At 46.9% G+C, this 26,570-nt stretch carries 25 protein-coding genes, 1 tRNA gene and 2 riboswitches; of the genes, 15 read left to right on the top strand and 11 right to left on the bottom strand.

Translation table 11 applies throughout. The annotated features are described in order from the left end of the window. Nucleotides 1-22 precede the first annotated feature (22 nt). The 7 genes from AC3B6P_RS02330 to AC3B6P_RS02360 all read right to left on the bottom strand — a co-directional run bounded on the left by AC3B6P_RS02330 (nt 23) and on the right by AC3B6P_RS02360 (nt 7,266). Nucleotides 23-1,870, bottom strand: coding sequence for a glycosyltransferase (locus tag AC3B6P_RS02330; RefSeq protein ID WP_489804544.1), 1,848 nt, complete (start codon nt 1,868-1,870; stop codon nt 23-25). Nucleotides 1,871-2,036: 166 nt separating this feature from the next. Continuing rightward, the gene (ribH, locus tag AC3B6P_RS02335) at nt 2,037-2,528 is read right to left on the bottom strand and encodes a 6,7-dimethyl-8-ribityllumazine synthase (protein WP_489804545.1); all 492 of its coding nucleotides are present in this window, start codon (nt 2,526-2,528) and stop codon (nt 2,037-2,039) included. 2 nt (nt 2,529-2,530) lie between these two features. Continuing rightward, a complete protein-coding gene (ribB, locus tag AC3B6P_RS02340) occupies nt 2,531-3,790 on the bottom strand; it encodes a 3,4-dihydroxy-2-butanone-4-phosphate synthase (protein ID WP_489805525.1) in 1,260 nt (419 codons plus the stop codon). A gap of 5 nt (nt 3,791-3,795) precedes the next feature. Beyond that, on the bottom strand, nt 3,796-4,449 hold the full coding sequence (locus AC3B6P_RS02345; RefSeq protein WP_489804546.1) for a riboflavin synthase: 654 nt from the start codon (nt 4,447-4,449) through the stop codon (nt 3,796-3,798). A gap of 3 nt (nt 4,450-4,452) precedes the next feature. Next, nucleotides 4,453-5,580, bottom strand: coding sequence for a bifunctional diaminohydroxyphosphoribosylaminopyrimidine deaminase/5-amino-6-(5-phosphoribosylamino)uracil reductase RibD (gene ribD / locus AC3B6P_RS02350; RefSeq protein ID WP_489804547.1), 1,128 nt, complete (start codon nt 5,578-5,580; stop codon nt 4,453-4,455). 48 nt (nt 5,581-5,628) lie between these two features. Further along, a riboswitch (FMN riboswitch) is annotated at nt 5,629-5,785 on the bottom strand. Between the two features lie 160 nt (nt 5,786-5,945). Further along, nucleotides 5,946-6,422 (bottom strand): hypothetical protein, encoded by a 477-nt coding sequence (locus AC3B6P_RS02355; protein ID WP_489804548.1) that lies wholly within the window; start codon nt 6,420-6,422, stop codon nt 5,946-5,948. 70 nt (nt 6,423-6,492) lie between these two features. Then, a complete protein-coding gene (locus AC3B6P_RS02360) occupies nt 6,493-7,266 on the bottom strand; it encodes a Crp/Fnr family transcriptional regulator (RefSeq protein ID WP_489804549.1) in 774 nt (257 codons plus the stop codon). Nucleotides 7,267-7,470: 204 nt separating this feature from the next. On the opposite strand from AC3B6P_RS02360, the gene AC3B6P_RS02365 reads away from it, so the two are divergent. The 4 genes from AC3B6P_RS02365 (at nt 7,471) to AC3B6P_RS02380 (ending at nt 14,321) form a co-directional block, all read left to right on the top strand. Beyond that, a complete protein-coding gene (locus AC3B6P_RS02365) occupies nt 7,471-8,340 on the top strand; it encodes an OmpW/AlkL family protein (protein WP_489804550.1) in 870 nt (289 codons plus the stop codon). 159 nt (nt 8,341-8,499) lie between these two features. Beyond that, nucleotides 8,500-9,681 (top strand): efflux RND transporter periplasmic adaptor subunit, encoded by a 1,182-nt coding sequence (locus tag AC3B6P_RS02370; RefSeq protein ID WP_489804551.1) that lies wholly within the window; start codon nt 8,500-8,502, stop codon nt 9,679-9,681. Between the two features lie 21 nt (nt 9,682-9,702). Then, on the top strand, nt 9,703-12,804 hold the full coding sequence (locus tag AC3B6P_RS02375) for an efflux RND transporter permease subunit (RefSeq protein ID WP_489804552.1): 3,102 nt from the start codon (nt 9,703-9,705) through the stop codon (nt 12,802-12,804). Continuing rightward, a complete protein-coding gene (locus AC3B6P_RS02380) occupies nt 12,801-14,321 on the top strand; it encodes an efflux transporter outer membrane subunit (protein ID WP_489804553.1) in 1,521 nt (506 codons plus the stop codon). The genes AC3B6P_RS02375 and AC3B6P_RS02380 overlap by 4 nt, the downstream gene beginning before the upstream one ends. 15 nt (nt 14,322-14,336) lie before the next feature. Here the strand turns inward: AC3B6P_RS02380 and AC3B6P_RS02385 are convergent, their stop codons facing one another. The 4 genes from AC3B6P_RS02385 to AC3B6P_RS02400 all read right to left on the bottom strand — a co-directional run bounded on the left by AC3B6P_RS02385 (nt 14,337) and on the right by AC3B6P_RS02400 (nt 17,986). Then, nucleotides 14,337-14,933, bottom strand: coding sequence for a histidine phosphatase family protein (locus AC3B6P_RS02385; protein WP_489804554.1), 597 nt, complete (start codon nt 14,931-14,933; stop codon nt 14,337-14,339). A gap of 30 nt (nt 14,934-14,963) precedes the next feature. After that, complete coding sequence (locus tag AC3B6P_RS02390) at nt 14,964-15,905, bottom strand: ribose-phosphate pyrophosphokinase (protein WP_489804555.1); 942 nt, start codon at nt 15,903-15,905, stop codon at nt 14,964-14,966. Nucleotides 15,906-15,993: 88 nt separating this feature from the next. Then, on the bottom strand, nt 15,994-16,935 hold the full coding sequence (locus tag AC3B6P_RS02395) for a hypothetical protein (protein ID WP_489804556.1): 942 nt from the start codon (nt 16,933-16,935) through the stop codon (nt 15,994-15,996). Nucleotides 16,936-16,987: 52 nt separating this feature from the next. Further along, nucleotides 16,988-17,986: an energy transducer TonB gene (locus tag AC3B6P_RS02400; protein ID WP_489804557.1), complete on the bottom strand. Its 999-nt coding sequence runs from the start codon at nt 17,984-17,986 to the stop codon at nt 16,988-16,990. 152 nt (nt 17,987-18,138) lie between these two features. Between AC3B6P_RS02400 and AC3B6P_RS02405 the strand changes: the two genes are divergently transcribed. The 11 genes from AC3B6P_RS02405 to gcvT all read left to right on the top strand — a co-directional run bounded on the left by AC3B6P_RS02405 (nt 18,139) and on the right by gcvT (nt 26,559). Continuing rightward, nucleotides 18,139-18,807: a DNA-3-methyladenine glycosylase family protein gene (locus AC3B6P_RS02405; RefSeq protein ID WP_489804558.1), complete on the top strand. Its 669-nt coding sequence runs from the start codon at nt 18,139-18,141 to the stop codon at nt 18,805-18,807. Nucleotides 18,808-19,239: 432 nt separating this feature from the next. Then, nucleotides 19,240-19,458: a translation initiation factor IF-1 gene (gene infA / locus AC3B6P_RS02410; RefSeq protein ID WP_043559458.1), complete on the top strand. Its 219-nt coding sequence runs from the start codon at nt 19,240-19,242 to the stop codon at nt 19,456-19,458. 22 nt (nt 19,459-19,480) lie between these two features. Further along, the gene (locus AC3B6P_RS02415; RefSeq protein WP_489804559.1) at nt 19,481-20,095 is read left to right on the top strand and encodes a Maf family protein; all 615 of its coding nucleotides are present in this window, start codon (nt 19,481-19,483) and stop codon (nt 20,093-20,095) included. Nucleotides 20,096-20,133: 38 nt separating this feature from the next. Then, nucleotides 20,134-21,183 (top strand): ribonuclease E/G, encoded by a 1,050-nt coding sequence (locus tag AC3B6P_RS02420; protein ID WP_489804560.1) that lies wholly within the window; start codon nt 20,134-20,136, stop codon nt 21,181-21,183. Next, on the top strand, nt 21,183-21,365 hold the full coding sequence (gene yacG, locus AC3B6P_RS02425; protein ID WP_489804561.1) for a DNA gyrase inhibitor YacG: 183 nt from the start codon (nt 21,183-21,185) through the stop codon (nt 21,363-21,365). The genes AC3B6P_RS02420 and yacG overlap by 1 nt, the downstream gene beginning before the upstream one ends. Before the next feature lie 84 nt (nt 21,366-21,449). After that, nucleotides 21,450-21,525 (top strand) — tRNA-Phe (locus AC3B6P_RS02430). A 172-nt stretch (nt 21,526-21,697) separates the two neighbouring features. Then, nucleotides 21,698-22,552, top strand: coding sequence for an aldo/keto reductase (locus AC3B6P_RS02435; protein ID WP_489805526.1), 855 nt, complete (start codon nt 21,698-21,700; stop codon nt 22,550-22,552). A gap of 190 nt (nt 22,553-22,742) precedes the next feature. After that, nucleotides 22,743-23,222 (top strand): adenosylmethionine decarboxylase, encoded by a 480-nt coding sequence (gene speD / locus AC3B6P_RS02440; protein WP_489804562.1) that lies wholly within the window; start codon nt 22,743-22,745, stop codon nt 23,220-23,222. A gap of 113 nt (nt 23,223-23,335) precedes the next feature. Then, on the top strand, nt 23,336-24,208 hold the full coding sequence (gene speE, locus AC3B6P_RS02445; protein WP_489804563.1) for a polyamine aminopropyltransferase: 873 nt from the start codon (nt 23,336-23,338) through the stop codon (nt 24,206-24,208). Between the two features lie 12 nt (nt 24,209-24,220). Beyond that, a complete protein-coding gene (panB, locus tag AC3B6P_RS02450) occupies nt 24,221-25,057 on the top strand; it encodes a 3-methyl-2-oxobutanoate hydroxymethyltransferase (protein WP_489804564.1) in 837 nt (278 codons plus the stop codon). 124 nt (nt 25,058-25,181) lie between these two features. After that, nucleotides 25,182-25,292, top strand: a riboswitch (glycine riboswitch). A gap of 133 nt (nt 25,293-25,425) precedes the next feature. Then, entirely contained in the window at nt 25,426-26,559 is a 1,134-nt protein-coding gene (gcvT, locus tag AC3B6P_RS02455) for a glycine cleavage system aminomethyltransferase GcvT (RefSeq protein WP_489804565.1), read from the top strand. Nucleotides 26,560-26,570: the final 11 nt, after the last annotated feature.

Below are 26,570 nucleotides of genomic sequence, written 5' to 3' on the forward strand. Positions count from 1 at the left end.
CTCGTATTTTCCAAAAATATAATTACATTTTTTTGGAAAAAATTTTTGTTTTAAGAGATAATAAAAAGATTGGAAAATGGTAAATAATGATCTTATTCCTAATTGATAAATATAAAGAGTCTTTTCTTTTAATTATATAGAAATTATTTCTATTGAATAATTGACTTAATGTCGGTCTGAAACTTTTATCTTTCATTCTGTAGTGCCAGTATAGTTTTTTAAATGGGTCTATATATTTTTTGTTCCAGGGTTTGTTTGGACCAGTAAAATGGATTATTGCAGGATTATTGATAGCCTCTTTTATCTCTTTAGCTGTGTTGTAGCTCTGGTAATCTATGTGATCTTCATAAAGGACAGGAGAAAAATAATAAAAAGCATTCATAAGATTCCACCGTAAGGGCAGCAATGTCATATTATCTTTAAAAGCGACATTCAGAATGTCCTGGTCGTAAAAGTGGATTTTTTTATGGTTCGCGGAGTAGATTTTCATAAAATAACGAGATAGCGGAGCGTATGTTTTTTTGGCTTTCTCTATGTCGTAGAGGAGGACACCTGCATTAATATAAGTATGTTTAGAGGCTCTGCCTAAAAGGGGAGCATTGCATTTTACGCCATTACGATCTCCTGCCCCTGCTATGATGTTCCCTTGTAGATCTGTGTTCCAAAGATCAATGATATCGTCGCAGACTATAATATCGGTATCAAGATAAATAAGTCTTTTTACAGTTTCTGGAAGAATATCCTGAGCAAAGAGACGATAATAAGTGTTATTTGATAAATGACCTTCTGTTTCAGGTAGCTCTTTTAAGAATTCACCATTTATCCTTATAAATATTATGTTAATTCTATTCTTATAAGTGTCTAATAACTTATTTTTTATATTTTCTGAAAGAGTGTCTCCATAAAGGATATAGATATCTATATCAGACTGGTTTTCTGTATGAGCCAATATGGAATTGATAACAGCATGTGCATGTCCAGCATAGTTGTCATCAAATGATAGGAGAAGGTTAACTCTTTCTCCGTAAGAAATATTTTTAGGACTTCTGGAGCCTGTTTTTTTTTCTTTTTGGATAATTGAAGAAATAATTTTCTTGTAATCAGGTGAGGGAAGAAATGTGTTTATAAATACAATAGAAGACTGTGTTTCTTTATAATTCTCAGATTCTTTTGTAGAGCTTTTATGGAATATTGTAGTTAGTATTAAGGAAAGAAGATAAATATCAGCTTGTTTATTTTCTTCTTCAGTGAACTGCCCCATTATATGTTCGATAACATCGAATAAAAATTCACAATATGTATCAAAGATGTTTTTTGGAGCAAAAAGCGTGTTCCATGGAATGATCTGGTGATTATAAGCTATGTTTAATGCTGTGTCATATTTATCGGGATAAGCATCTTTTATATAAGAGAGTGCACCTTCGACGTGCTTTTTGTTTCCGACACTCTCTTCATAAATTTCAATGGTTTTTTCTGATGAGTAATATCTGAGATAAGGTGTTTCTTTTAAGAGAGCAATTCTTGGTATGAACACAGAGTTATTTTTTGTAATTTTTGAAATATTTTTTGGGTTCCATCCGTAATAAGATAGATCATATTTACCAATATATGTGATATTTACGTCGCGATTATAATTATTTTTTGACAAAGATAACAGATAATAATCATGAGAAAACCCTACATACTCATGATTATTGTACTTCCATACTTTATAAAGGGCATCAAGATGCCCGCGTGAACCCTCTAAATAGGGTAAGATGGGACATGTATGAATAGATAAAGTCCAGTCTGAGGGTATTCCCTGAAATAAACTATTTTTCTCTAGAAATTTTTCTTCATAGGGAGAAAGATAAATACATGCATCTGACATTAATAAGGCCTTGTATTATGCTGACTTTGGTTTGTAGTGCAATTACAGAGTCAACATTTATCAAAGAATAGGTCTGCATATTTATTGGTCAAACGCATAATTTGTTCCAATTCATATGCATCCTAGTGTAGGTTCTATCTGTTATTCTATTTTTAACAAGGAGATTTTACGTTTCTTTAAGAGATTTTTTTATTTCTCTCAAAAACGCAATAGTTTCCACACAAGCGGCTGCAGCTTCGCGGCCTTTATTTTCGGCATTGTCACGGGACCTGATAATAGCCTGTTCGTCTGTATAGGTAGTCAGGATGCCGAAGGCAATGGGGGTTTCTGTTGCCAACTGGGCCTGCATGATGCCCGTCGTGGCTCCTAAGGAAATAAATTCGAAATGAGCTGTGTCGCCCTTAATAACGCAGCCGAGGCAGATAATTCCTTCATATTTTTTTGTTTTGGCAAGGCTTTGGGCCATAAGCGGGAGTTCAAAAGCTCCCGGAGCGTCATAGCAGTCCACATCTGTGATATCATGTTCCCCCAGCCATGAAAGAGCACCTGCTTTTAACCCGCCTGTGACATCTGTATTAAAACGGCTGACAATGAGAGCCAGTTTAGGCGCAGGAGAGAGTGTCAAGCCTTCGGGGGTAGTTGCAATATGGTGACTCATTTTCAGATCTCCTGGAAGAAATGCCCCATACGGGTACGCTTGGTTTCGAGATAATGACGGTTAAAAGGTGTTGCAGGTAAGATAAGGCGTTCAGAAGAGACAATATGAATTCCCTTTTGTTCCAATCCGCTGATCTTGTCTGGGTTATTGGTGAGTAGGATGCAGTTCTTGACCCCTAAAGATTTGAGGATATTTCCGGCAGCATCCCATTTCCGGGCATCAATCGGTAGACCCAGGGCTTCATTGGCATCTAATGTATCAAGGCCCTGATCCTGTAATTGATAGGCACGAATTTTATTTGTGAGACCGATTCCCCTTCCCTCATGACCCCGAAGATAGATCAGGACGCCATTTTCAGCCTCGCCAATACGGCGGAGGGATTCCTGCAATTGTGGACCACAGTCACAGCGCAAAGAGCCGAGTGCATCTCCTGTGACACATTCAGAATGGACCCTGATAAGAGGCAGGCCTTGTGAGGGATCGCCTTTTACGACTGCAATATGTTCAAAACTGTCCTCGTCTTTGAAAGCATGGATTTTAAGGTCATGCCCACCATACAGGCTCGGGAAATGAGCAATTGCCAGATCATCCAGCATCGAAGCAGATAAGGAGGGAGAAGACAGGGAGGCTGTTTTGTTGATATCAGGGCACGTATAACCATGCTGCTCAATCCATGCCTTGAGCATTGCAATGGAGATAATGGGCAAGCTGTGACGCTGTGCATAATGTCTCAGTTCTGGAAGACGCATCATCGTGCCGTCTTCTGCCATGATTTCACATATCAGTCCCGCCGGTTGAAGTCCTGCCAATCTGGCAAGATCCACTGCTCCTTCCGTATGACCTTCACGACCTAATACCCCCTTTGGGTGTGCGCGTAAGGGAAATATATGACCAGGAGAAATGACATCTCCCGGTTTAGCCTGCGGATTTGCGGCTGCAAGGACTGTACAGGCCCGATCGGCTGCTGAAATACCGGTGCTAACCCCTTTTGCAGCTTCAATGGATATTGTGAAGGCGGTCCCTTTCGGGTCCTGATTATGTTCGGTCATTTGAGGTAGATTCAGGCGGTCAATCTGTGCAGGTGTCAAAGACAGGCAGATTAGACCACAGCCCTGGCGGGCCATGAAATTGACGGCTTCCGGCGTAGTAAACTGGGCAGCCATGACAAGGTCACCTTCATTTTCACGCTTTTCCTCGTCAACCATGATAACCATACGTCCTTCACGCATGGCCTGAATGGCATTTTTCAGTGAGGTGGGCATCCCGCTCATTCAGCATCTCCTTTTTTGCCAAAGTCTGCAAGTTCGGACGAGAAGCGGCAGAGTGTCTCAACATATTTTGACAGGACGTCGACTTCGACATTCAGTTCTGATCCTATCAGGGTCGTGGAGAGGTCTGTATTTTCCCATGTATGGGGGATGATCATCAGATTGATCGTAAAACCTTCTTTTCCGTTATAGAAGACAGAGTCTTTTATGGAGTTTACGGTCAGGCTGATTCCATCAAGTGTAATTGACCCTTTTGCAACAACGTATCGACGCAGATCTTGTGGCAGAAAAACTTCCAGAGCGTGGGAATCCCCTGCTTTTTCAACAGAGAGGAGGATACCTGTTAGATCGACATGGCCTTGTACAATATGGCCTGACAGGCGCGTATTGAGCGAGACAGCCCTTTCCAGATTGACGCGGCGGTCAGTTTCCAAGGCTCCCAGATTGGTCAGTTTCAACGTCTCGCCACTAATGTGGAACTGAATGTCACCTCCAGCGGTGAAAGATGTTACGGTTAGACAAACGCCGTTGATGGCGATACTCTCCCCGAGTTCAAGATCTTTAAAAGGGCTGCTGACAGTCAAATCCATCGCCAGGTCGCGTACGGCAATTTTCTTAACCATACCAACTGCTTCAATAATGCCGGAAAACATTTCTTAACTCCTTACGATATAGTTCAGAAATTGCAGGGGACTCTCATTTTGTCGGGTGTCGTCATGCATTTTTAAGGTGTTCAGATCATTTTTCCCTTTGGGATCTTGTTGAATGACCCACCATTCATCCCAGACTCCCTCCGTCTCGACAGTTTTTAAAAGAGTGGGCCCAGCTTCAATGAGTGCCCAGTTAATACCCATGTCATTCATGAGAGTTTCTGCTTCCTTGAAGTTTGAGCATGTTTTAACGATGAAGTGATCTTGTTCGCGTGCTCTTTTCCATTCGGGTGGAAGGCGGCCCTTGCTGTCCATGACGATCAGTAGACGTGGTTTCCGATCTGTATGGTCTTTGACATGCCGTACAGAAAATGAGGGGTTATCTGCAAGTACTGTTCCAATACCAGTGATAATGGCATCAACAGATCTTCTTAAAAGGTGGGCCTGCTTCAGCGAGTGTGGTGCGGTAAAAGTCGTCTGACCGACCGGAGGGATCATGGACCCTTCTTCATTCAGAGCTTGCTTAACCGTAATCCAGGGGCGCTTTTTGCTTATGCGCGTTAAAAAAGGCAGTGTCATAGCGTGACATTGACTGAAGAGTTCTGCCAGACACGGTTCCTGGAGAGCGAGCTCTTCGAGGAAAAAGATTTTTTTCGGATTTTCCCCCTGGCGTAAAATATCACTCCCTCCCATAGCCTGAGGATTAGGATCTCGAACCCCTATCCAGACTTCCTGCACGGGACTTTCTTTCAGTGCTTTTGCACATGGGGGCGTGCGGCCATAGTGAGCACAGGGTTCTAATGTCACAAGAGCTGCATAAATCCGTTCATAAAGACCAGCTTTGCGGGCAGCATTCAAGGCCATGATTTCGGCGTGTGGGGCGCCAGCTTCTGGGTGGACACCAATGGCGAGAATTGCGCCTTTCCGGTCGAGCAGGGCGCATCCTACAGATGGATTAGGTGCTGTAGCGCCTAATGTCAGGGCAGCTTTTTTCAGGGCTTGCGTAAACCCCTCTTTTACCGCTGATAGCGGTAATGCTGTCTGTAGAAACTGATTTATTTCTGCCACAAGCGTCAGCCAACCCTTCATATTTTCAGGGCAGCACGCTTCTCTCACTCCATAAGGCAAGGACACGCATAGGCCTGTTTATAGGCTACAGTGTCTGCCTCACGCAGGGACAAAAAGCATTCTCTTTCATCCGGACTATACCGTCGGCCTCGGAATCTCACCGAAGTCTGCTTGACCCTTACAAGACTGAGCTTATAAGGCGCTCGCGGGCTCAACAGATCAGACTGCTATTACCGCCGGTAGGGAATTCCACCCTGCCCTGAGAACGTCTCTCCAATTTATTGGTTAATATGTGACGAAGTAGTTAAAAGTGCAAGAGGCTGTTTCAGCTCCTATAGGTTTATGGAGAGGAAACAGCCTCGAGTGAAATTATATTTCCTCACAACAAGTATATTATTAACACGCTCTTGTGATGAAATACTTATCTTTAATTATCTCATATAACGGTCATTATGCCCGTCATAATCACGTCTATCATGACCACGCCAGCTACGGTCATGCCGGTCATAATCGTGTCTGTTATGATCTCTCATGTCGCGAAATCTTTCAGTGCGATCCTGACGTTCATGGTTAAATCTGTCGACCTTATCATCATAACGTTTTTTACCGTCTAATCTGTCAAGTCTGTCCTGAAATTTTTGTTTTTCACGTTCGGGGGCATTTTTTATTTTGTCACGAAAATTTTCAATTTCTTCCTGACGACGTTCGCGATTTTCCTGGAATTTATCAATTTTTCTATCCAAACGTTCGTCAAAACAATCTTCTTTGCTTGCCATACGGTGCAAGAAATTACCGCCCTTATTGTCACAGTCAGAATGAGCGGCCTGAGCATAAGGTGCTATAGTGAAAAATGAGGCCATCATCGTGGCGGGAAGAAGCAAACGCATTTTCATAATCTTATCTTTCATCTTTGATTCCTGTATTCCTTAGATAAACATAGCATTGTGATAGGATAAAGGCTAATTAACTTAAGAAATTTTAACTATTTCCTTCAGCAATATGGGCCATGCGTGCACTATTAAGAATAATGATGGATTTGACATCTTTGATTTGTATCAGTCCTTCATTTTTAAAAACTTTTAAAATACGGCTAACTGTTTCAATTGTAAGGCCAAGATAATCGGCAATATCTGTGCGAGACATGGGTAAATAAAGCGCTGTTTCAGGTGAAATACCAGGGCAGGATACAGGTTGCTTTGCATTATTCGCTCCAAGGCGGGAAATACGTGCAGCAACTGTCGCTGAAGCAATGGCCTGTTCCATGAAGAAACTTGCCAGCCTTTCACGTGCCGTCTTGCGTCCAAGGAGTGTCAGGCGTCCCTGCATTTTGACTAGCTCCCGTGAGGCCTCATTTCGCAGGCGTTTTTGTAATTGGGGAAAACGATCAGTCAGGCGGTTCATATTCTCATGGGCAAAGCGGCATAGTCTAACCTGGCTTAGCGATTCGGCACTGAAAGCATAGCGTTCTGTCGCGATGAGGCCAAGAAAGTCTCCCGTCATCGCAAAACCGGTGATTTGACGCCGGCCATCGGGAAGAAGATTGAAAAGTTTAGCGTGTCCTTCGGCGATTACATAAAAAGCCTGGGCTGATTCGCCTTCTTCAATGAAAACCCGGCCAGGAGTCAAATGATAGCGTGAGGATTCTGTCAGCAGGATGGGGAGGTCTTTATCATCTATGGCGTTACAGATGCTCATAGAACGCCCGCAGCAAACGCCACATTCCCCAAGGGAAATTTCATCAGTTCTGAGCATAAATATTCCCTGTTCTTTAAATATAATAAGAAATAATTAACGTTTTAAAATCGTGTTAACTGGTGCAAAAATGACACAGATTATAGGCATTAGTTTTTCTTAAAACCGTTTTGCACCTGTTTTTGATCTACATCAAGGTTGGAGAGCAAATAAATGTGATCTGAAGGGATCAACTTATTTTGCTTGATCAGGGTCGTTTCAATTATGCAACGCACAACATTTAAGACATCACTTGCTGCATTCGGACTCATGGCCGGTGCAGCTTATGCTCAGCCTCAGGCACCTTCCACACAGCCATTACCCCGCACAATTCATGGAACGGCTGTTGCGAAATCAAATTATCAGGCAGCACCTGATGCCCGCGTGCATCTTTCTGCTCCCAAAAGCGGGGATTGCGGTATTTTCGAAACATGTGCCAATACCAAAATCGGTCTTGGTGCAGGTGACTTCCTGATCCGTCTGTCTGCTCTAGGCACGATCACAAATAATACAAGCTCCAGCGTGAATCTGAAGAATTCATCAATTGCTGCTCTGCGCGGTGCAAAAGGCCATTTGAATGCAACGAATAATGCGATGGCTGAGCTGACTTTTGAATATTTTCTGACAGATAATGTCTCTCTGGATCTGATCGCTTCAGCGACGCACCATAAAGCAACTGCTCGTGGATCCAAGGCGAATGATGCCGGTGTTATCGGTAATGGTGATGTTGGCAAGTTCTGGGTTCTGCCGCCGACTCTGACAGTTGCCTGGCATTTCCGTCCACATAAGCGCTTCAATCCTTATATCGGTGTCGGTTTGACGGTCGCTTTCTTCTTCGACCAAAATCCTAAAAATCACCATACTGTTGCAGGGTTTGAGCATCTTAAAGCGCAGACTACTGTTGGACCGAGCTTTGATTTCGGTTTTGACTATCAGGTTGTTGGCAACTGGTTCTTCAATGCTGACGTGAAGCAGATTCTGCTACGCACACCTATTTCAGTTAACAGACCGTCAAATGACGTCACAGGGCGTATCCATGCACGTGATAGTATCAACCCAACGGTCGTGTCTGCCGGTATTGCTTACCGTTTCTAAGCGCTCTGTTTTATCTTAAACAGAGTAATGATGAGGCGGAGAGGTTACTAACCTCTCCGCCTTTTTCTTTGTTTATTCCAGATAGTGCAAGTGTGAGAGAAAAATAACAGTTTTTTAATGTGACCCCTATCTGTTCTGTCGTGACATAACCCGCAGAATATGGCAGAGACAATGGGTTTCCTCGTCCATTATGTCATATTGGAGTTGTTTGCGATGGGTGATGCGCGCTCCCTGGCCAAATATTGTGGCCTGTCTGTCCTGTGTCTTTTATGTGCATGGGGGCTATGGCATATCATTCATGGGTCATCCTTGCCCAAAGCACCCTCACCAGTAGTGACGCGTGAAGGTGACCTGATTCACGTAATGGCAGGGAGCCCTTTAAGCAAACGTCTGGTCGTCGAACCGGTTATCCTGTCAAATCTTCCGCATATGATTGAAGTCCCGGCAGAGCTGACTGTTGCCCCTGGTCGTGATGTTAAGGTTTATGCCCCTGTCACAGGTCGCCTAACCGATATTATTGTCCAGCCAGGTCAAAGCGTGGAAAAAGGTGAAGTTCTGGGGCGGATCTTATCGGGGGATCTGGCTCAGGCCCAGTCTGATGATCAGAAGGCTGAAGCCGCTTTGAAGCTCGCACGCCTTAATTTTCAGCGCATAAAAGCTGTAACGGCGGCAGGCGGTAATGCTGTTAAGGATCTGCAATCAGCGCGCAATGACTTGGTTCAGGCAGAGGCAGAGGCAGACAGGACAAAACGCCACCTTGAAGCGATAGGAGGCGGTGTGAATAATGCAACAAATCATGGTTTCCTCATCACAGCACCAATTGATGGCGTGATTTCAGAAATTATGGCAGGTTCCGGCCAGCAGATTACCGATATATCAAATCCTCTTATGGAGGAAGTGGATATTAGTAGTCTCTGGGTTGTTGCGCATGTTCCGGAAAATATGCTTCCACAGCTTCATTCCAATATGGTTATGTCTGCTTCTTTTGAGGGGGAAGACTGTTCTGGTCCTGTGACAAGTCGCAGCCCTGTCTTTCAGAGCGAGACCAGACGTATTGACCTCTATCTGCGTTGTGAAAACCGTGATGGCTACCTGCATCCTGGCCAGTTTACGACAGCCACATTAAGTGTTCCGGAGCGTCATGAGCTTGTGGTTCCTAAGACGGCTTTGATTATGAATAACGAAGCAGTTACCGTTATGGTCGAGGCAGCACCCGACCATTATAAACGTCGTCAGATTACAATGAGTTATGATGAAGGGGAAAATGTCAGGATTATCAGCGGGTTAAAGGCAGGAGACCGTGTGATTACGCACGGGGCTATTTTGCTTAATGATTATTAAGCAGGGATAAGGGAACAGCTTATGCATATAGAAGCCTTTATCTCCTGGTGCTTTTCGCGGCGTAGCCTGATTTTTTTCTTTACTGTTCTTATTATGCTTTTGGGGATTCTTGCTTGGAGGCAGCTCCCTATAGAGGCATACCCTGATTTGGGACCTGTGACTGTACAGGTTACGACGCAAATGCCGGGTCTTGCGGCGGAGGAAATGGAGCAGCAGGTTACAATGCCTGTGGAGCGCGCTCTTACGAGTGTGCCGAATGTAACGGAAAGCCGTTCGACAAGTACATTTGGCCTGTCTCTTGTGACATTGGTTTTTAAAGACGGGACAGATATTTACCTTGCCCGCCAGCAGGTGCTTGCGGAGCTGTCGAGCCTTGAGTTGACAAATGGAGGGCAGCCATCTTTAGGGCCTGTATCTGGCCCCAGTGGTGAAATTTATCGTTATACGCTTGAATCAGATGACCGTGACCTGATGGAGCTGTCGGACGTCCAGAAATGGATCGTTATTCCTGCCCTTAAACAGGTTCCTGGTATTGTAAATATTGATAATTTTGGTGGTTTTACTCGTGAATACCAGCTGATTATCGATCCAGCTGCCCTGATCCGGTACAACGTGAGCCTTGAAGATGTCATGAATGCTGTCAAAAACAGCAATTCCAATGCTGGTGGTGGGCGTATCACACGTGGTGAGCAATCTTATATTATTCGTGGTGTTGGCCTCATTCACTCTCTTGATGAGATGAATGATATTGTTGTTACGCATCATCATGGTGTGCCTGTTCTGCTTAAGCAGATGGGTCATATAGAATTCGGTTATCAGGTGCGTGAAGGCCTGCTGGGCAAGAATGGAAATCCTGATACTCTGGAAGGTGTTGTTACGGCCTTGCGTGGTGCAAATCCTTCCCAGGTGCTTGATGGTCTGCATGAGAAAATAGACAAGCTGCAAAAGCGTCTTGCACCGCTTCATATGCGGATTGTGCCTTATCTCGACCGTGACAATCTGATTCATGCTACGACTGAAAAAGTCGGAGAGACGATGACGGAAGGGATTGGCCTGGTTCTGGTGATTCTCACTTTCTTCCTGGGGTCTCCACGTTGTGCAGCTGTGACAGCAATCACGATTCCGTTCGCCCTGGCTGTGGCTTTTATTCTCATGCGGGCCTGTGGCATGGCCGCAAATCTGTTCTCACTCGGGGCGGTTGATTTTGGCGTCATCGTCGATGGAGCGATTGTGATTACAGAGGTTATTTTACGCTTGAGGGAAGATGAGCCAGATCAGCCTCTTGAAAGTAATGTGGTCCTTTCAGTTACGCGACGTGCCGGGCGCGCGATTTTTGCGGCAACCATGATCATCATTCTCGCTTATAGTCCGCTTTTTGCTTTTGATGGGATGGAAGGAAAGCTCTTTCACCCTATGGCCTTTACAGTAAGCTTTGCGCTGATTGGTGCCTTGTTATGTGCTCTGGCCTTAACCCCTACCCTGACTTATCTCGCCCTGCGGAAGCCACATCATGTCTGGCATAATGCGCCGCTTGAATGGTTGATTAAACATTATAAGAATGGCCTTGCCTATTTTCTGAAACACCCTCTTATTCCTTTTGTCGGGGCTGGCATTGCCCTTGTCCTCGTTGTGATCCTTGGTGCCACTGTGGGGCAGGAATTCCTGCCGGACCTTGATGAAGGGGCCCTGTGGGTGCAAGTGCAGATGCCTACGGCTATTTCATTGGAAAAAGGACAGGAAATATCAAATGAATTACGTCGTGCTGTGAGGGAGTTCCCCGAGACTTCTTTTGCCATTACCCAATTAGGGCGCTCTGATGATGGGACAGATCCGTGGACACCATCTCATGTTGAAATGCCCATTGGGCTGACACCTTATAAGAACTGGCCAAAAGGAGAGGGAAAAGAAGAGTTTGTAGAAAAACTTCGCCAGAGACTCAGTCAGATTCCAGGTATTACTTTTTCGATCAGTCAGCCTATTCAGGATAGTTTGGAGGATTCCATAGGAGGCGCTCATAGTCCGCTTGTCCTGCGTGTTTATGGCGATGACTTTAATGAATTGCGTCGTATCGGGCAGCAGATTGTAGGAATTCTGTGGCAGGTTCCGGGTACGGTGCAGGCTTCCCTGTTTCAGGAGCCGCGTATCCCCCAGATTGAAGTGCGGGCCGATCGTAAGAAAGCGGCTCGTTATGGAATTAGTGTTTCTGATATTTCTGACATTGTTTCCAATGCGATTGGTGATGCTCCGCTTACCACGATTGTAAAAGAGGGGCGGGAATATAATGCGACTTTGCATGTGGCTCACCGTCACCTTGATAATTTACAGGCAATGGGTCAGATCCCCCTTATGACCTCAGATGGCTCAGCCATTTCCCTTGCTGAAGTGGCGTCAATTCGCTTCCAGATGGGAGAGAGCAATATCAGCCATGAGGGTGGTGAGAGGGAATTGACAATTCAGGTCGATAATGGCGATAGGGCCATGTCGCAATATCTGGCAGATGCGCAGAAGCGCATAGATAGTGCCGTGCACTTCGACCCCCAGAATTATCGTCTGGAGTGGGCAGGCTCTTTTAAACAGGCGCAACATGCCAAAGTCCGGCTGACCGTTGCTCTGACAGTCATGTTTTCAGTCATGCTGGTGCTTTTATATATCGAGTTCAGAAAAATCAGGCAGGCTCTTCTGATTCTAGGTGTTGTGCCATTGGCAACATTAGGAGGTCTTGTCGCGCTGCATGTGCGTCATGAGACATTGAATATTGCAACAGCCGTCGGGTTTATCGCTCTGTTCGGGGTTGCAATTCAGAATGGCATTATCATGATTTCAAGCATTAACCGTCACCGGCATGAAGGGCATGATATTTTTCATGCAACGGTTATCGGGGCCGCTGAGCGTTTTCGTCCTGTCCTGATGACCGCGACAGTTGCCAGTGTCGGGATGTTGCCGGCTGCAATTGCAACGGGTGTTGGCACAGATGTCCAGCGTGGCCTGGCGACGGTTGTTGTTGGCGGATTGGGGATTGCAACTTTATTGACCCTGTTCATCCTTCCGGTTTCTTTCTGCTGCCTGGAGAACTGGATTGACAAGCGCACGGCCCGCTCGGCTTCCAAGGTAGGTGTTTCATGAGCCACCGTAGATTTTATCATCCTCTCTGGGCGCCCTTTTTCTGCATTGCTCTTTGCAGTTGTGTAATCGGTCCGAAAGGAAAGACTCCTGCTCTCCCTGAGTATACCGATTATCGTTCCCAACCTCTCAGGCAGACAGCAGGACAGATTAGTCAGGATTCCGCCCTCCGGTCTCAGGACATTGTTGTCGGGCTGGATATCCCGGGCCGTTGGTGGGAGGTTTTCCGCAATCCGTCTCTCAATCAGCTTATTGATCAGGCTTTAGCCAATAGTCATGATTTAAAAGCCATGCAGGAGGGGTTAAAGCTTGCTTGGGAGCAGCGCCGCGTCGAAGGGGCAGCCTTATATCCGACTATTTCGGCACAATTTATTCCTTCACGCAATAAGACGTCCAAGGCACTTTCCAATGTGCCTTATGCCAATGAATGGCTCTATAACCTTCATACCGCCCAGTTGAATATCGGTTATGTTCCTGATTTATGGGGCGGTGAAAGACAGGCGATCCGCGCTGCGGCAGCGCAGGCTAATATCCAGCGTTTCCAGCTTGAAGCAACGGCACTGACCCTGATCAGTAATATCGTCAATGGGGCTATTACAGAGGCGAGTTTCAGGGCACAGATTGATGCAACCAATGATTTGATCCGTGAGCAGAAAGAAGCGCTTTCTATCGCACAGAAACAGCAGGCTCTGGGTGATCAGGCACGTCTTAATACGCTTCTGCAACAAAATACACTCTCTCAGCTGGAGGCCTCTCTTCCGCCATTGGAGCGTGATCTTGCCCAGACGAGGACACAATTAGCGACTTTAGCGGGAATGACGCCTAATCAGGAATTGCCTGTTTTTACGCTTGACCAGTTTACCTTACCCCAACAGATGCCACTCTCTTTACCTTCAGCCCTGCTTGAACAGAGGCCTGATATAAGGGCAGCACAGGAACAGATTCATGCTGCTGCCGCACAGGTTGGGATCGCGATTGCAAACCGTTTGCCAAATGTTCAGTTAAGCGCAGTGCCGGGGCAGGTCGTCGGGCATATGAGCCAAATGTTTAAGGCTGGTTATGGTAACTGGGACATGATGGCAACCGTTACCCAGCCGGTCTTTCAGGGCGGCTCGCTTCTTCATGCCCAACGTGCTGCTAAAAAACAGCTTCATCAGGCGACGGAGATGTATCAATCAACGGTTCTGAGTGCTGTGGGAGATGTTGCGGATAGTCTTCATGCTCTTCAATATGATAGTGAAACATTACTGGCTCAGCACAAGGCACTTGAGAGTGCACAGCAGTCTCTCAAAATAGCACATGTCAGAAAAAGGCTCGGCGATGTCAGTCAGCTTGAGTTGCTGACGGCTCAATCAGATGTTGCGCAGGCGCAGCTTTTATTCGTTCAGGCGAAAGCGGTACGCTTCTCCGATAGTGTTGGTCTGTTCCAAGCTCTTGGTGGTGGATGGTGGCATCGTAACGATCTTGGCTTGCCTCCTGAAGAGGCTAAAAGGCTTTCGACAACACTTGTTCCCTGGTGAGGAAAAGAGAGGGGATCAGTCCTCTTCGTTAATTTCCAAGGTCCATTTTCCGTTTTTGGGATAGACAAAAACCGGCACTGCATTGGCAAGCCTGACATTAGCCGGCAGTACCATAGCTGAACGAAGTGCACGGAAAATGCCGCCATGAGCGACAATAAGTGGTGTTCCTTTTTCTGATAGTGCTCTATTGACTGCTTTTACAGCACGTTCCCGAAGTTCTGCGAAAGTTTCGGCGCCTTCAGGGGTAAATTCTTCAGCAATCCATGGGTCATACCATTCTCCCATGGGTTTTCCTTCCTGCACACCAAAACAGACTTCAACCATATCTTCATCCGTGTTGACAGGAAGGTCAGGCCCGCCAGCATTTATGATGGCGCGCTTTACATAATCTGCTGTGACAGAAGCGCGGCTGAGAGGTGACGTGACAATATGTGTAAAAGGCTGCGCGTTATTCTGAAACTGTTTTGCCAGGATGGCTCCGGCAGCTGCGGCCTGTGCCAGACCAGTTGCATTTAATGACACGTCAGTCCGGCCTTGTGAAAGATTGGCAGCGTTCCAGTCAGTCTGTCCGTGCCGCAAAAACCAATAGGGCCGTGCTATGAGACGTGTCATGATGAACCTCGTTAAATGCGGAAACGATCTTTAGTCAAACAGGGATGAAACAGAACTTTCATCAGCAACAGCACGGATGGCCCTGGCGATAAGTTCTGCTGTTGAAATCTGCCTTATATTAGGTGTTTCTGTCTGTTCAGCCGTTGCAGGAATGCTATCTGTAATCGTCAGCATTTTTAATGGGCTGTTTTTGACACGATCACAGGCATTATTGGTCAGAACGCCATGTGTTACGTAAGCTTCAACACCTGCGGCGCCATGCTTCAGTAAGGCTTCTGCGGCATTACAGAGCGAACCCCCACTATCAATGATATCATCAACCAGGATGCAATAACGATCCTTTACGTCTCCGATTACATTCATGACTTCCGAAACGCCTGCGCGTTCGCGGCGTTTATCAATAATGGCCAGATCAATATTTAAACGCCGGGCGAGCTGACGTGCCCTGACAACACCCCCAACATCGGGTGAGACAATCATTAGGTCTTCTTTATGACGTTCCGGATGCCGGGCAAGAATATCACGTACAAAAAGTGGCGCAGCATAGAGATTATCAGTCGGAATATCGAAGAACCCCTGAATCTGCATGGCATGCAGGTCCATGGTTAAAATACGGTTTGCGCCTGCTTCAGTTAGCAGATTTGCAACCAGTTTTGCACTGATGGGCGTGCGAGGTCCTGATTTGCGATCCTGACGTGCATAGCCAAAATAGGGCATTACGGCTGTGATCCGTCGTGCTGATCCTCGACGTAACGCATCCAGAACGATCAATAATTCCATAAGGTGATCATTGGTCGGCATGCAGGTGCTTTGTATCACGAACATGTCTTCGCCGCGCACATTCTCCTGTATCTCGACGAATACTTCACCATCAGCAAACCTGCGGATCAAGGTTTTGCATAAAGGGAGGTCAAGCTCCTCAGCTACGGCAGTAGCCAGAGGAAGATTACTGTTACAGGCAACGATTTTCATAAGCGGGAAATCTCACAGGAGAGGCAAAAGATCAGACTATTTTTTTATTTACCACCAACCCCTCATTCTGTCATGCTCCTTGACCTGTTTATAGTGATGACTTCTTTGATTTTATATCAGGTGATGGTTTTAGATCACGTCCAGAATAATTGGTGATAATGGTTCTGACTGCTCCTGCTGCTTCATGGGCTGCTTCTTCGGCGACTTCTCCCCACGGTCCATCAAGGGAATGGGCAGAAACGGCGTGAAGTTGTGTTGCCGCTCCCGCTTCTTCCCCTTTCCCGGACTGTACATGCCAGATAATGGTCACTTGTTGTTCTTTGAGTATTTTCTCGGGTGGTTTGGGCGGGATATCCTTAATCTGCACAAGACATGTTACCTTGAAATCAGCATCTTTCGGGGTTGTCTGGACGTTATTGCGGCCATCAGGAAGGAAGGAATAAAAGGCTCTCGCAAGCGATATGTTGCCATCTCCTGGCGCCCCTTTTACACCGGCAAAATAGATTTTAGCCTGTCTGTTCATCAGGCTATGGGGATCACCCTGCATGTTTTTTGCCTGAATGGCGGTTAAAAGACGGGCGATATCAGGGGCTATTTCGAGCGCGACTGTATTAAGGGCGTCTGGATCAGCTGCTTTCCATCCTGCTTTATCTATGACTGATCCATAGCCTTTTGCCCGCTCCCGTCCTGTTGAGTCATAGAGTTTGTAATAGGGTTTGACCCCGTTTTTAACACGCTTAGCGCCAAGGCGGAGCCACCAATCTCCCTTTTTAGGGGGTTGTGCTACGGCAGGGAGGGACTGATTGACCAGTGCTGTCACGACATCTCTGGTCCATAAGGCTACTGCTGGGCGCCAGGGTGCCTGATTGGGTACCATAACGGGGACAGCAAGGCGCGGTGGGGGCAGGTTCTGCATAGCTAGACGCTGTGATTCACCCCCCCTTTCAGCAAAAGGATGCGCTATATCCAGACAGCCTGTTAATGTCAGCAGAGAGAGACAGGCAAAAAGTGAGGAGTAAAAGCGCTTCATCAGGGTGATTGTTCCTTTCAAAGGAAGAAAACGGACTTACTTTACCAATTCCTTATTGGCGTATCAGAACGTACGTAATGGTAACATCGAGATCGAAATGATCTCCGGTCATATCAGGGGGTACGGGCGGTAAATGCGCGCTCTGGAACATGCCGACAGTTGCAGCATCAAGTGCGTAAGAGCCGGATTGATCGGTCAGGCGCACTGATTTTACACGTCCAGTCCTGTCTATCACAACATGCACGGATGAAGGACCATCCTCGCCATTTTCTGCCGCATCTTCAGGATAGAACATATGTGCACGAATCCAGCGATCAATTTCTGTCCCGTAGTCAGAGCTGACGCCCTTAATACGGTTACGCGTCTTATAAGGCGCATTAATCTGGCCGTTCTGACTGAGTGGTCCCAAAGAGAAATTGATAGGTCCTCTTGTACCCCCTCTATGGCCATGTCTTTTTGATGGAGGCGAAGGCTCTCCGCTGAAAGAAAGATCCATCGGATGGGAAAAAGGCGTTACATGCCTGTTTATATGGTGCGGAACCTGCTTTCTGGAAACAGGATTGCGATGGCTGGTTCTGGGTGTCGCTGGCGCGAGGGGACGAGGCGTTTGAGGCGCTTGTGAAAGATCTGCTGAAGAAGCGATTGGGGCTGCTGTAGAAGAGGGTGTCTGGGGGGAGGAAACAACAGGTTCTGGGGCAGTTTCCTGCTTCATGGGCGGTGTTGCGGCAGCGGGGGCCTCACTGCCGGGGTCATGTACTTGCGGGCCTTTTAAACTATGCTGGCTTGGTGGTGCATCGAACACCATCTCGATTTGAGGCTGATTAACATTGTCTGGTGTACCATGAAGTGTAGGGGCTTTATAAAAAATAAGGATGAAAACTGTAAGATGAAGCAGAATTGATGATAAAGAGGGGCCAACCAAAGGTGATTCTGCAATGGTCTCAGGCCGTCTCATAGGCGAAGGCGTTGCATAGTAATGTGCTGGCAAGGCGATATAATCACCCAGTTTCGCGCGTCTTCCAGGTGGTGTCGTCATATCGGAAACCGTCATGGAATATCGTCTTCACGGGTTGAGGTGATAGGGCAGAACAGCGATGCAATCATATCCCTTCTCTTGTGCCTCATAATAGGTCAGACTGTCACCATGGATTATGGAAATAAACTGCAAAGTTTTATTACAGATCGTTCAGAAAGAGGGGTCTTATGCTTCACCTGCCTCAGTCTTTTTTACAGGACCCGGATATAAGTGCTTTTGCGAAATCAGTAGGGCCTTGCACTCTTTTCAAGGCTGGGAATTCGAGTTCTGCAGCTAGTCATTATAGAGAACCCTATGAAGCACTGGCCCATGCCATTATTGGCCAACATCTCCATGGTCATGCCGTTAAAAAGATATTTGAACGTTTTTGTGCTCTTGATCAGACTATCAGAATAGATCGTCAGGCAGTCATTCATCCGCCAAATGCACAAATCGTTCTTTCTGCCGATCACGGCCTTATGAAATCATGCGGTCTTTCAGATGGAAAAATACGTGCTTTGAAAGGGTTGGCTGAAGCACAGGAACGAGGTGATCTCCCGAGTGCGGAAGAGGCTGAGAAACTTGATGATGAAACACTTATAAAGCAGTTGACTGCACTTTATGGCGTTGGGCGCTGGACTGTTGAAATGTTTCTGATTTTTGGTCTGCATAGGCCTGATATTTTTCCTGCCGATGATTTTGGTATCAGGGAAGGATGGCGTCTTATCAAAAAACTTTCCCAAAAACCGACGCCAGCAGCACTTTATAAAAGTACAGAAATCTTCTCTCCTCATCGGACATTACTGACATGCTATTGCTGGCAGGCAAAAGAGCAAGCATCTGCTATAAGATTATAATGATTATTTTCTTTTTGGATTTATAAGGTACGCTTCGACTGTAGCTTACGACAATCAGCTATTGTCAGGTAAAATATATAAAAATCTTCTTTAAAGAGCATGCAGCGATACATGGTTTTTCGCTGAATGGCAGATATTGTGACGAGGGATGGCTCCCGAGAGATTGCCAGAATGATACCTCTTTTGAGGAGTATTTAAAAATATATGTGCAGGTTTTCTAGAGTCTTTTTTGTGGTCCTTTTCTCTGATATGACCGATTAAACAGCAGGATGTAGGGAGGGGAAGCCTGTTCAAAGTAATATTTTTACTCTTGCCTCTCTTGACCTTGCTCCAAGAGAATCGCACATAATGCTGCTTTCTGATGAATGGGGCGGTCGAGGTGTGTATAATTCCGCCAAGATGCCCTACGAACCGCCCTGATAAAGGACTTTCATGCCTAAAGAAGATCTGATTGAGTTTACTGGAACCGTTACAGAGCTCCTGCCAAACGCCATGTTCCGTGTAACGTTGGATAATGAACATACCATTCTGGCCCATACGAGTGGCAAAATGCGTAAGAACCGTATTCGTGTGCTGGCTGGTGACAGAGTTAATGTGGAAATGACTCCTTACGACCTTAGTAAAGGGCGCATTACTTTCCGCTTTAAATAAAGTGACACAATATTCTGTATCCGTGGCTGACTCTGACCAGCAAAGACCGCTTCTGATTCTGGCTTCAGCATCTCCGCGCCGTCTTGCGCTTCTGGCACAGATTGGTCTTGAGCCTGACCGTATCATGCCAGCAGACCTTGATGAAACGCCTCATAAAGGTGAGTTGCCACGTCTTTATGCTCGTCGTGTCGCTTATGAAAAAGCAGCTCATATAGCGGGGAAGTGCCCTGATCCTGCTTTTATCCTTGGAGCTGATACCGTCGTCGCTGTTGGACGGCGGATTTTATCAAAAACTGAGGATGAAGAGAGTGCGAGGCGGAATCTGTCCCTTCTTTCGGGACGTAGGCATCGGGTCTTTACCTCGGTTGTCCTTTATCCCAGCGCCGGGTTATCGTCTCATAAACCCGTTGAGCGTATGGTTGAGAGTTACGTAACCTTTGCACGCCTGACATCTCAACATATTGATTCCCTGATTGCCCAAGGCGATTGGCGGGGAAAAGCAGGAAGCTATGCTCTTCAGGGGGCAGCAGCTTCTCATATCAGACAGATGGGCGGTAGCCCCTCAGCCGTAATTGGCCTTCCTCTTTTTGAAACGGCTCAGATCCTGCGCGGCAGGATGTCTCTTTCTATACCGTAAAATAACAGGTTTCCTCCTGGCTTTATGAGAGACTCTTGATGGATATTCTGCTTTCAGGTTCCCCAGGAGAGTTGCGCTTTACCCTTATGAAAGGCGATGAGGTTCTCGATATCGCCCTCTGGCATTCTGGTGCGCGGGACGGATGGGGCGATCAATATCTCGCGCGGATTCTCTCCAAAACGCCTTCTTTTGAAGGGGTTTTTGTTGAGCTTGGAAAGCAGTTGACAGGCTTCCTGACGACAAAAAAAACCTTGCAGGAAGGGCAGCTTGTTAAAGCGCAAATCATTCGTTCTGCGCAGAATAATAAAGGCCCCCGTTTGAAACTTCTTGAGGCAGATCTTGAAGAAAAGGGTGCCCAGGTTGCTCTATTGCAAGAGGGACCTTATCCTCTTGAGGATCTTCTGGCCCAGGCTCCACAAGCATGCCTCTATTATGAGGATGCTACGTTGGCTGCCAGACTTCCTTCAAAATATCATACCCGTTTAAAGCGTTTCGCTCATGAGGGGTTCGCTTTACTGGAAGAAGAATGGTCCAGCCTTCTTGAGCCCACAGTTGTCGTGGGGTCTCTTACGGCGCATATCACACGAACACCAGCCCTGACGGCGATTGATCTTGACGCTTCTACCAGCCCCGATTTTACAGCGAATATAGAAGCATTCGGACCGCTTCTGCGCCAGATAAGGCTCAGAAATCTTTCGGGAACATTGCTGATTGACCCGGCAGGACTCCGTACTAAAAAACGTGCTGCTCTTATCCCTTTTCTTAAGCGTGTCCTGGAAAGTGAAAAAGATCCATTAAATCCTGAAATATTGGGGTTAACGCCTTCGGGACTTATAGAAATAACCAGGCATAGGCGGCGACCTCCACTTGGAGAAGTGCTTTCTTCTCCTTATGGACAGGCTGTTTCTATTTTGCGCCAGATTCTTCAGGAGGGATTACAGGGAGAAATACTTTATGCTCCGGCGTCAATTATTAATGTACTTGATTCCAATTCAGAAATGGTTAATTCTTTTGAGAAGGAATGGGGTAGAAAATTACGCCTTTCCGTTTCCTCCCCTCAAAATAGGTGTCTTTGGAGTCTTTCTTAGTGTGTCCCCTATGTAAACAATTGACTGTGACGCAGTTTCGACCTTTCTGTTCCCAAAAATGTGCTGATATTGATCTAAAAAGATGGAGTTTGGGAAGATATTTTGCACCATTTATTCACGTGGAAGACCCACGTAATAAGGATTTTTCCCTCGGTGGTGTCGAGATATTTGGAAAAGAATGAGAAATAGGTTTGTGAGAGGCTTGATCCGGCACGAATCATAGGGTAAATCACTCCCAGTCGTAAGCGATTGATCTTACGCACGGTGCCCAAGTAGCTCAGTTGGTAGAGCATGCGACTGAAAATCGCAGTGTCGGTGGTTCGATCCCGCCCTTGGGCACCATTAATTTCTCCTTGATATTAAAAAATGATTTTAACTTTTACGGAATATGTGTTTCCTTACGTCTCGTAAGAATGCGGCATATGCAGCGTTAAAGTTAAAAAAGATTTACCTGTAAAGAGACCACTTTAGAGAGTGCGCCCCCGTTTCGCGGAAAAGGAGCATAAATATCGTGATGAAGTCTTTGCCTTTGCTTGAATTCCGTAATGGTCAGTCGGTCCCGATTCTTGGGATGGGCACATGGGGCATGGGAGATATGCCTGACAGGCGCGAGGGAGAGATAGAAGCGCTGCGTTATGGTCTTGAGGCGGGGCTGCGTGTCATTGATACGGCTGAAATGTATGGGAATGGCCGTTCTGAAATGCTGGTGGGGGAAGCAATTTCCGGGAAGCGGGAAAAAGTTTTTCTGACCAGTAAAGTGCTGCCCAGCCATGCCTCTTATGACAAAACGCTTGAAGCATGTGAGCGCTCGTTGCGTCATTTAAAAACAGATTATCTGGATCTTTATCTTCTGCATTGGCGCGGCTCTGTCGCTTTGAGTGAGACGATTCGGGCCTTTGAGGCGCTGAAAGAACAGGGTCTGATCCGGGCGTGGGGTGTTTCCAATTTTGATTATGCTGATATGGAAGAGTTGCAGCAGGTCAGTCAGAACTGCCTAACGAATCAGGTTTTATATAATCTGGATTATCGCGGTGTGGAGTATGACCTGCTTTCTTTTGAGAAAGACAGGAACATTGTCACCACAGCCTATTCTCCTATAGGACAGGGTAAGGATCTGCTGAAACATCCTACTCTTAAAGTGGTTGCATCCCGTCACAATACGTCTCAAGGTCCGGCGACTCCGGCTATGATTGCGCTTTCATGGGTTCTTAAGCGTGAAAACATGCTTGTTATTCCAAAAGCGGGGACGCTTGAGCATCAAAAACAGAATATGGCAGCTTTGGAAATTATTCTGACTGAGGCTGATCTGGATGAGCTTGATCGTGCCTTTCCGCCACCATCCTGCAAGGTTCCTTTAGCCGTGCTTTGAGATTCAGCGTTGCATTCCATCTCCGCGGGAGATGATCAGGCGCTGGATGCATGTTTTAATATATTTTTAATAATTACAAAAACATTAAGAAAAATCTTGCAAACCGCACGAAAAAGCGTTAGCAAGCACACCTTCCTTAGCCCAGAAGCATTTGAGCTTCGCAGGCTGTCTACTGGTTTGGGGGTACGTGATGAACGCACTTGCTCAACTGGGGATGGTATCGGGTCTCCCGAGAGATATCCAGAATATTAGCACTGTCCACGCTGATGATGAGCGCAAGGACTATTTTATTACTCGTGATGGCGAAAGCTTTGCGGGAAATCATCTTCTTATCGATTTTTGGGATGCCAAGAATCTTGATAATCCAAAGAAGATTGATGAAACATTGCGTAGAGCCGCTGAAGCTGCTGGCGCAACGATCCTGCATGGTCATTTCCATCATTTTACGCCTAATGGAGGCGTATCAGGAGTGCTGGTGTTGGCTGAAAGCCACATCTCCATCCATACATGGCCAGAACGTCATTTCGCAGCAATTGACGTCTTTATGTGTGGCGTTTGCGATCCGAATCTGACAATTCCTGTCATGCAGGAACTTTTTCAGGCAGGACGCGTAGAGGTTGATGCGTTGCGACGTGGTCTTGTGACCAGACAGTCCCAAAGAGCAGGCTGATTATACCTTATTTAAGGTTTTTCGATCAGGTCAGAATTTTGTGCCGATGGCTCTATCGGTCAGGATTCTGGCCTGTTATCGTCAGTATAAGTAATTAAAGAGAAAGCAGAATAATGGCGGATATCTGGCTTAATGAGAACCTGTACCCGAATTGGGGGCAACGCTTTGAGGTGATGCGTGAGCTGGCTCACGTAAAATCTCCTTTTCAGGATATTGTTGTTTTCGAAAGTCAGAGTCATGGCCGTGTTCTGGTTCTCGATGGTGTGATCCAGATTACAGAGCGGGATGAATTTGTTTATCAGGAAATGCTGGCTCATGTGCCGCTTCTTATGCACCCGAAGGCAGAGAGAGTCCTGATTATTGGCGCCGGTGATGGAGGCGTTCTGCGTCGCGTTTTGCAGCATAAGACGGTTGAGAAAGTCGTCATGGTCGAAATTGATGGGGAAGTGGTTTCCCTTTCAAAGAAATATCTGCCCAATATCGCGGGGAATGCCTGGGAAGACGCAAGGGCTGAAGTGATTATCGGTGATGGCATTGATTATGTTGCTAAAGCGGCTGATGGGGCCTTTGATGTCATTATTGTCGATAGCACAGACCCGATTGGTGTCGGTGAAGTTCTGTTCTCTGATGATTTTTACAAAAATTGCGCGCGTGTCCTTTCTGCTGAGGGCGTGATCGTCAATCAATGTGGTGTACCTTTCATGCAGGCCGATGAACTGCGTGAAACGAGCTTGCGTCGTGCCAAATTCTTCCCTCACGTCACTGCCTATGTGGCCGCTGTGCCGACCTATGTTGGGGGTTTCATGACATTGGGGCTGGCCAAAAAAGGGAGCAAGCCACAATCACTGGAAATTGCTGAGATCAGAAAACGCGCCGATGCAGCAGGTATTGGTGCTGACTGCCGCTATTGGACACCTGAGATCCAGTGGAGTGCTTTTCAGCTCCCGCCTTATATTTCAGAAAATCTTCCTGTTTCCCAAGGGTAAGGACTTCGATTTATGCGTCGTATGACAATTGCCGATATTCAGAAGATGAAAGCAGACTCTCAGCCGATCACGATGGTGACGGTTTATGATTATGCCTCAGCTCTGATAGCCGAGAGGGCAGGTGTCCCCATGCTGCTGGTTGGGGATTCTCTGGCAATGGTCATGCACGGCCATGATACAACCCTGCCCTTGACTCTAGAGGAGATTCTCCTTCACGCAAAAATGGTGCGCAGGGGAAGCCAGCAGGCGCTCATCGTCGTGGATATGCCCTTTTTAAGTTACGCGACAGAACAGGATGCCGTTAATGCGGCACGTTTACTTATGCAACAGGGCGGTGGGCAGGCTCTCAAGCTGGAGGGTGGTGTAGAGATCGTTCCTGTCATGCGCCGTCTGACAGAATTAGGCGTGCCTGTCATGGGGCATTTAGGGCTGACACCACAGTCACAGCATCAGATAGGGCTGCGTGTTCAGGCGCGAGATGAACAAAGTGCCCGAAAACTGATTCAGGATGCGCTTGCGATAGAAAAGGCCGGTGCATTTGCTCTGGTTTTGGAAGTCGTTCCAGCTGAACTTGCTGCTCTGGTGTCACGTCTTGTGTCTATTCCCGTCATCGGGATAGGTGCCGGTGCGGGGTGTGATGGACAGGTACAGGTCTGGCATGATGTGCTTGGCCTTTTTGAAGGAAAATCTCCTCGTCATGCAAAACGCTTTGCTGAAATCGGTAATCAGATGACGCAAGCCCTCAGTCTCTATAAGGCAGAGGTTGAAGCCAGATCATTTCCTGAAAAGGCGCAGAGTGCCTCTATGGATAAGGACATTATCGCAGCTCTTGAAAAAGAATTTGGCTGATTTCTGAATCGGAAGCTTTATCAGAAGGGCTTCCGAAAAAATGGCGTTTGAACAGCTTCTTTAAATTTTCTCAATCTGCCAGAAATATGGATTGTCAGTGAGGGGCGAAGCTGGCAATCTACAGCGAATCGTTACGGGAGAGATCATTTCCGGCTTTGTATCAAAACTGGGCTGAAATGGCGCCGAAGGAGCAACCGCCCCGGAAACTCTCAGGCAAAAGAACCATAACGATTATAAATTCTGGAGAGTGGTGTAAAAGCACCCGCCGACGGGATAATGATCTCAGGCAAAAGGACAGAAGGGGTCGTGCATTGATGCAATTCCGCATTGGGGCATAGTGTGACCTCTTTTTTCCAGGGCCGTTAGTGATGTCTGAGTCTCTCCTTCGAACCCCTCTTTATGATTTGCACCTTTCTTTAGGGGCAAAGATGGTTCCCTTCGCTGGTTATGAAATGCCTGTTCAATACCCTGCCGGGGTCATGGAAGAGCATAAACATACACGTGAGAAAGCAGGATTATTTGATGTCTCTCATATGGGGCAGTTGCGTCTAAAAGCACGGACAGGGAGCGTTGAGAGCGCTCTTGCCGCTTTCGAACGTCTTGTGCCGATGGATTATATCGGCCTGGCAGAAGGGCGCCAGCGTTATGCGCTTTTGACCAATGAGCAGGGTGGTATTCGTGATGACCTTATGGTTGCACGCCAGAAAGATGATCTGTTCATTGTTGTCAATGCGGCCTGCAAGGATGCTGATTCCGCTTATATTGAAGAGGCGCTGGCAGATGAGTGCATCGTAACGCGCCAGTTTGATCGTGCCCTTCTGGCCCTGCAAGGCCCTGAGGCTGTAAAGGTCATGAGCCAGTTTTTCCCTCAGGCAGCCTCCATGCGTTTCATGGATTGCATTGATACCAGCTATAAAGGTCATGCTGTAACGCTCTCACGTTCAGGTTATACAGGTGAAGATGGCTATGAAATTGGCCTGCCTGCCGCGCTTGCTGAAGATTTTGCAAAGGCGCTTCTGGCTCATCCTGATGTGATGCCTATAGGGCTGGGTGCTCGTGATTCCCTGCGTCTGGAAGCCGGGTTGTGCCTGTATGGAAATGATATTGATACAACAACAACACCTGTTGAGGCGTCTTTAAGCTGGGCGATCCAGAAAGCACGCCGTCCTGGTGGTACGCGTGAGGGGGGGTACCCTGGTGCCGCCCTGATTGGTCAGCAGTTACAGAATGGAACAGGGCGCCTGCGCGTGGGCTTGCAGCCTGAAGGCCGTGCGCCTGTTCGTGCGGGTGTCGAGTTATTTGCTGATGAATCTGCGCAGAAAAAAATTGGTGTGGTGACATCAGGTGGTTTTGGCCCTACATACGGCGCGCCTGTCGCGATGGGGTATGTACAGACCGCTTTTGCCAAAGCTGAGACAAAATTATTTGCGTCTCTTCGTGGAAAGATTGTTCCTGTCGTGGTCAAGGCAATGCCTTTTGTCCCAGCAGGTTTTAAACGTTAATTCAGAAAAGG

This window comes from Aristophania sp. ESL1142, from assembly GCF_058107345.1.

Excerpts from the sequence above, each read along its gene's own strand:
- AC3B6P_RS02330 (WP_489804544.1), bottom strand. The coding sequence starts at position 1,870 with ATGTCAGATGCATGTATTTATCTTTCTCCCTATGAAGAAAAATTTCTA.
- ribH (WP_489804545.1), bottom strand. The coding sequence starts at position 2,528 with ATGAGTCACCATATTGCAACTACCCCCGAAGGCTTGACACTCTCTCCT.
- ribB (WP_489805525.1), bottom strand. The coding sequence starts at position 3,790 with ATGCCCACCTCACTGAAAAATGCCATTCAGGCCATGCGTGAAGGACGT.
- AC3B6P_RS02345 (WP_489804546.1), bottom strand. The coding sequence starts at position 4,449 with ATGTTTTCCGGCATTATTGAAGCAGTTGGTATGGTTAAGAAAATTGCC.
- AC3B6P_RS02355 (WP_489804548.1), bottom strand. The coding sequence starts at position 6,422 with ATGAAAGATAAGATTATGAAAATGCGTTTGCTTCTTCCCGCCACGATG.
- AC3B6P_RS02360 (WP_489804549.1), bottom strand. The coding sequence starts at position 7,266 with ATGCTCAGAACTGATGAAATTTCCCTTGGGGAATGTGGCGTTTGCTGC.
- AC3B6P_RS02365 (WP_489804550.1), top strand. The coding sequence starts at position 7,471 with ATGCAACGCACAACATTTAAGACATCACTTGCTGCATTCGGACTCATG.
- AC3B6P_RS02370 (WP_489804551.1), top strand. The coding sequence starts at position 8,500 with ATGGCAGAGACAATGGGTTTCCTCGTCCATTATGTCATATTGGAGTTG.
- AC3B6P_RS02375 (WP_489804552.1), top strand. The coding sequence starts at position 9,703 with ATGCATATAGAAGCCTTTATCTCCTGGTGCTTTTCGCGGCGTAGCCTG.
- AC3B6P_RS02380 (WP_489804553.1), top strand. The coding sequence starts at position 12,801 with ATGAGCCACCGTAGATTTTATCATCCTCTCTGGGCGCCCTTTTTCTGC.
- AC3B6P_RS02385 (WP_489804554.1), bottom strand. The coding sequence starts at position 14,933 with ATGACACGTCTCATAGCACGGCCCTATTGGTTTTTGCGGCACGGACAG.
- AC3B6P_RS02390 (WP_489804555.1), bottom strand. The coding sequence starts at position 15,905 with ATGAAAATCGTTGCCTGTAACAGTAATCTTCCTCTGGCTACTGCCGTA.
- AC3B6P_RS02395 (WP_489804556.1), bottom strand. The coding sequence starts at position 16,935 with ATGAAGCGCTTTTACTCCTCACTTTTTGCCTGTCTCTCTCTGCTGACA.
- AC3B6P_RS02400 (WP_489804557.1), bottom strand. The coding sequence starts at position 17,986 with ATGACGGTTTCCGATATGACGACACCACCTGGAAGACGCGCGAAACTG.
- AC3B6P_RS02405 (WP_489804558.1), top strand. The coding sequence starts at position 18,139 with ATGCTTCACCTGCCTCAGTCTTTTTTACAGGACCCGGATATAAGTGCT.
- infA (WP_043559458.1), top strand. The coding sequence starts at position 19,240 with ATGCCTAAAGAAGATCTGATTGAGTTTACTGGAACCGTTACAGAGCTC.
- AC3B6P_RS02420 (WP_489804560.1), top strand. The coding sequence starts at position 20,134 with ATGGATATTCTGCTTTCAGGTTCCCCAGGAGAGTTGCGCTTTACCCTT.
- AC3B6P_RS02435 (WP_489805526.1), top strand. The coding sequence starts at position 21,698 with ATGAAGTCTTTGCCTTTGCTTGAATTCCGTAATGGTCAGTCGGTCCCG.
- speD (WP_489804562.1), top strand. The coding sequence starts at position 22,743 with ATGAACGCACTTGCTCAACTGGGGATGGTATCGGGTCTCCCGAGAGAT.
- speE (WP_489804563.1), top strand. The coding sequence starts at position 23,336 with ATGGCGGATATCTGGCTTAATGAGAACCTGTACCCGAATTGGGGGCAA.
- panB (WP_489804564.1), top strand. The coding sequence starts at position 24,221 with ATGCGTCGTATGACAATTGCCGATATTCAGAAGATGAAAGCAGACTCT.
- gcvT (WP_489804565.1), top strand. The coding sequence starts at position 25,426 with ATGTCTGAGTCTCTCCTTCGAACCCCTCTTTATGATTTGCACCTTTCT.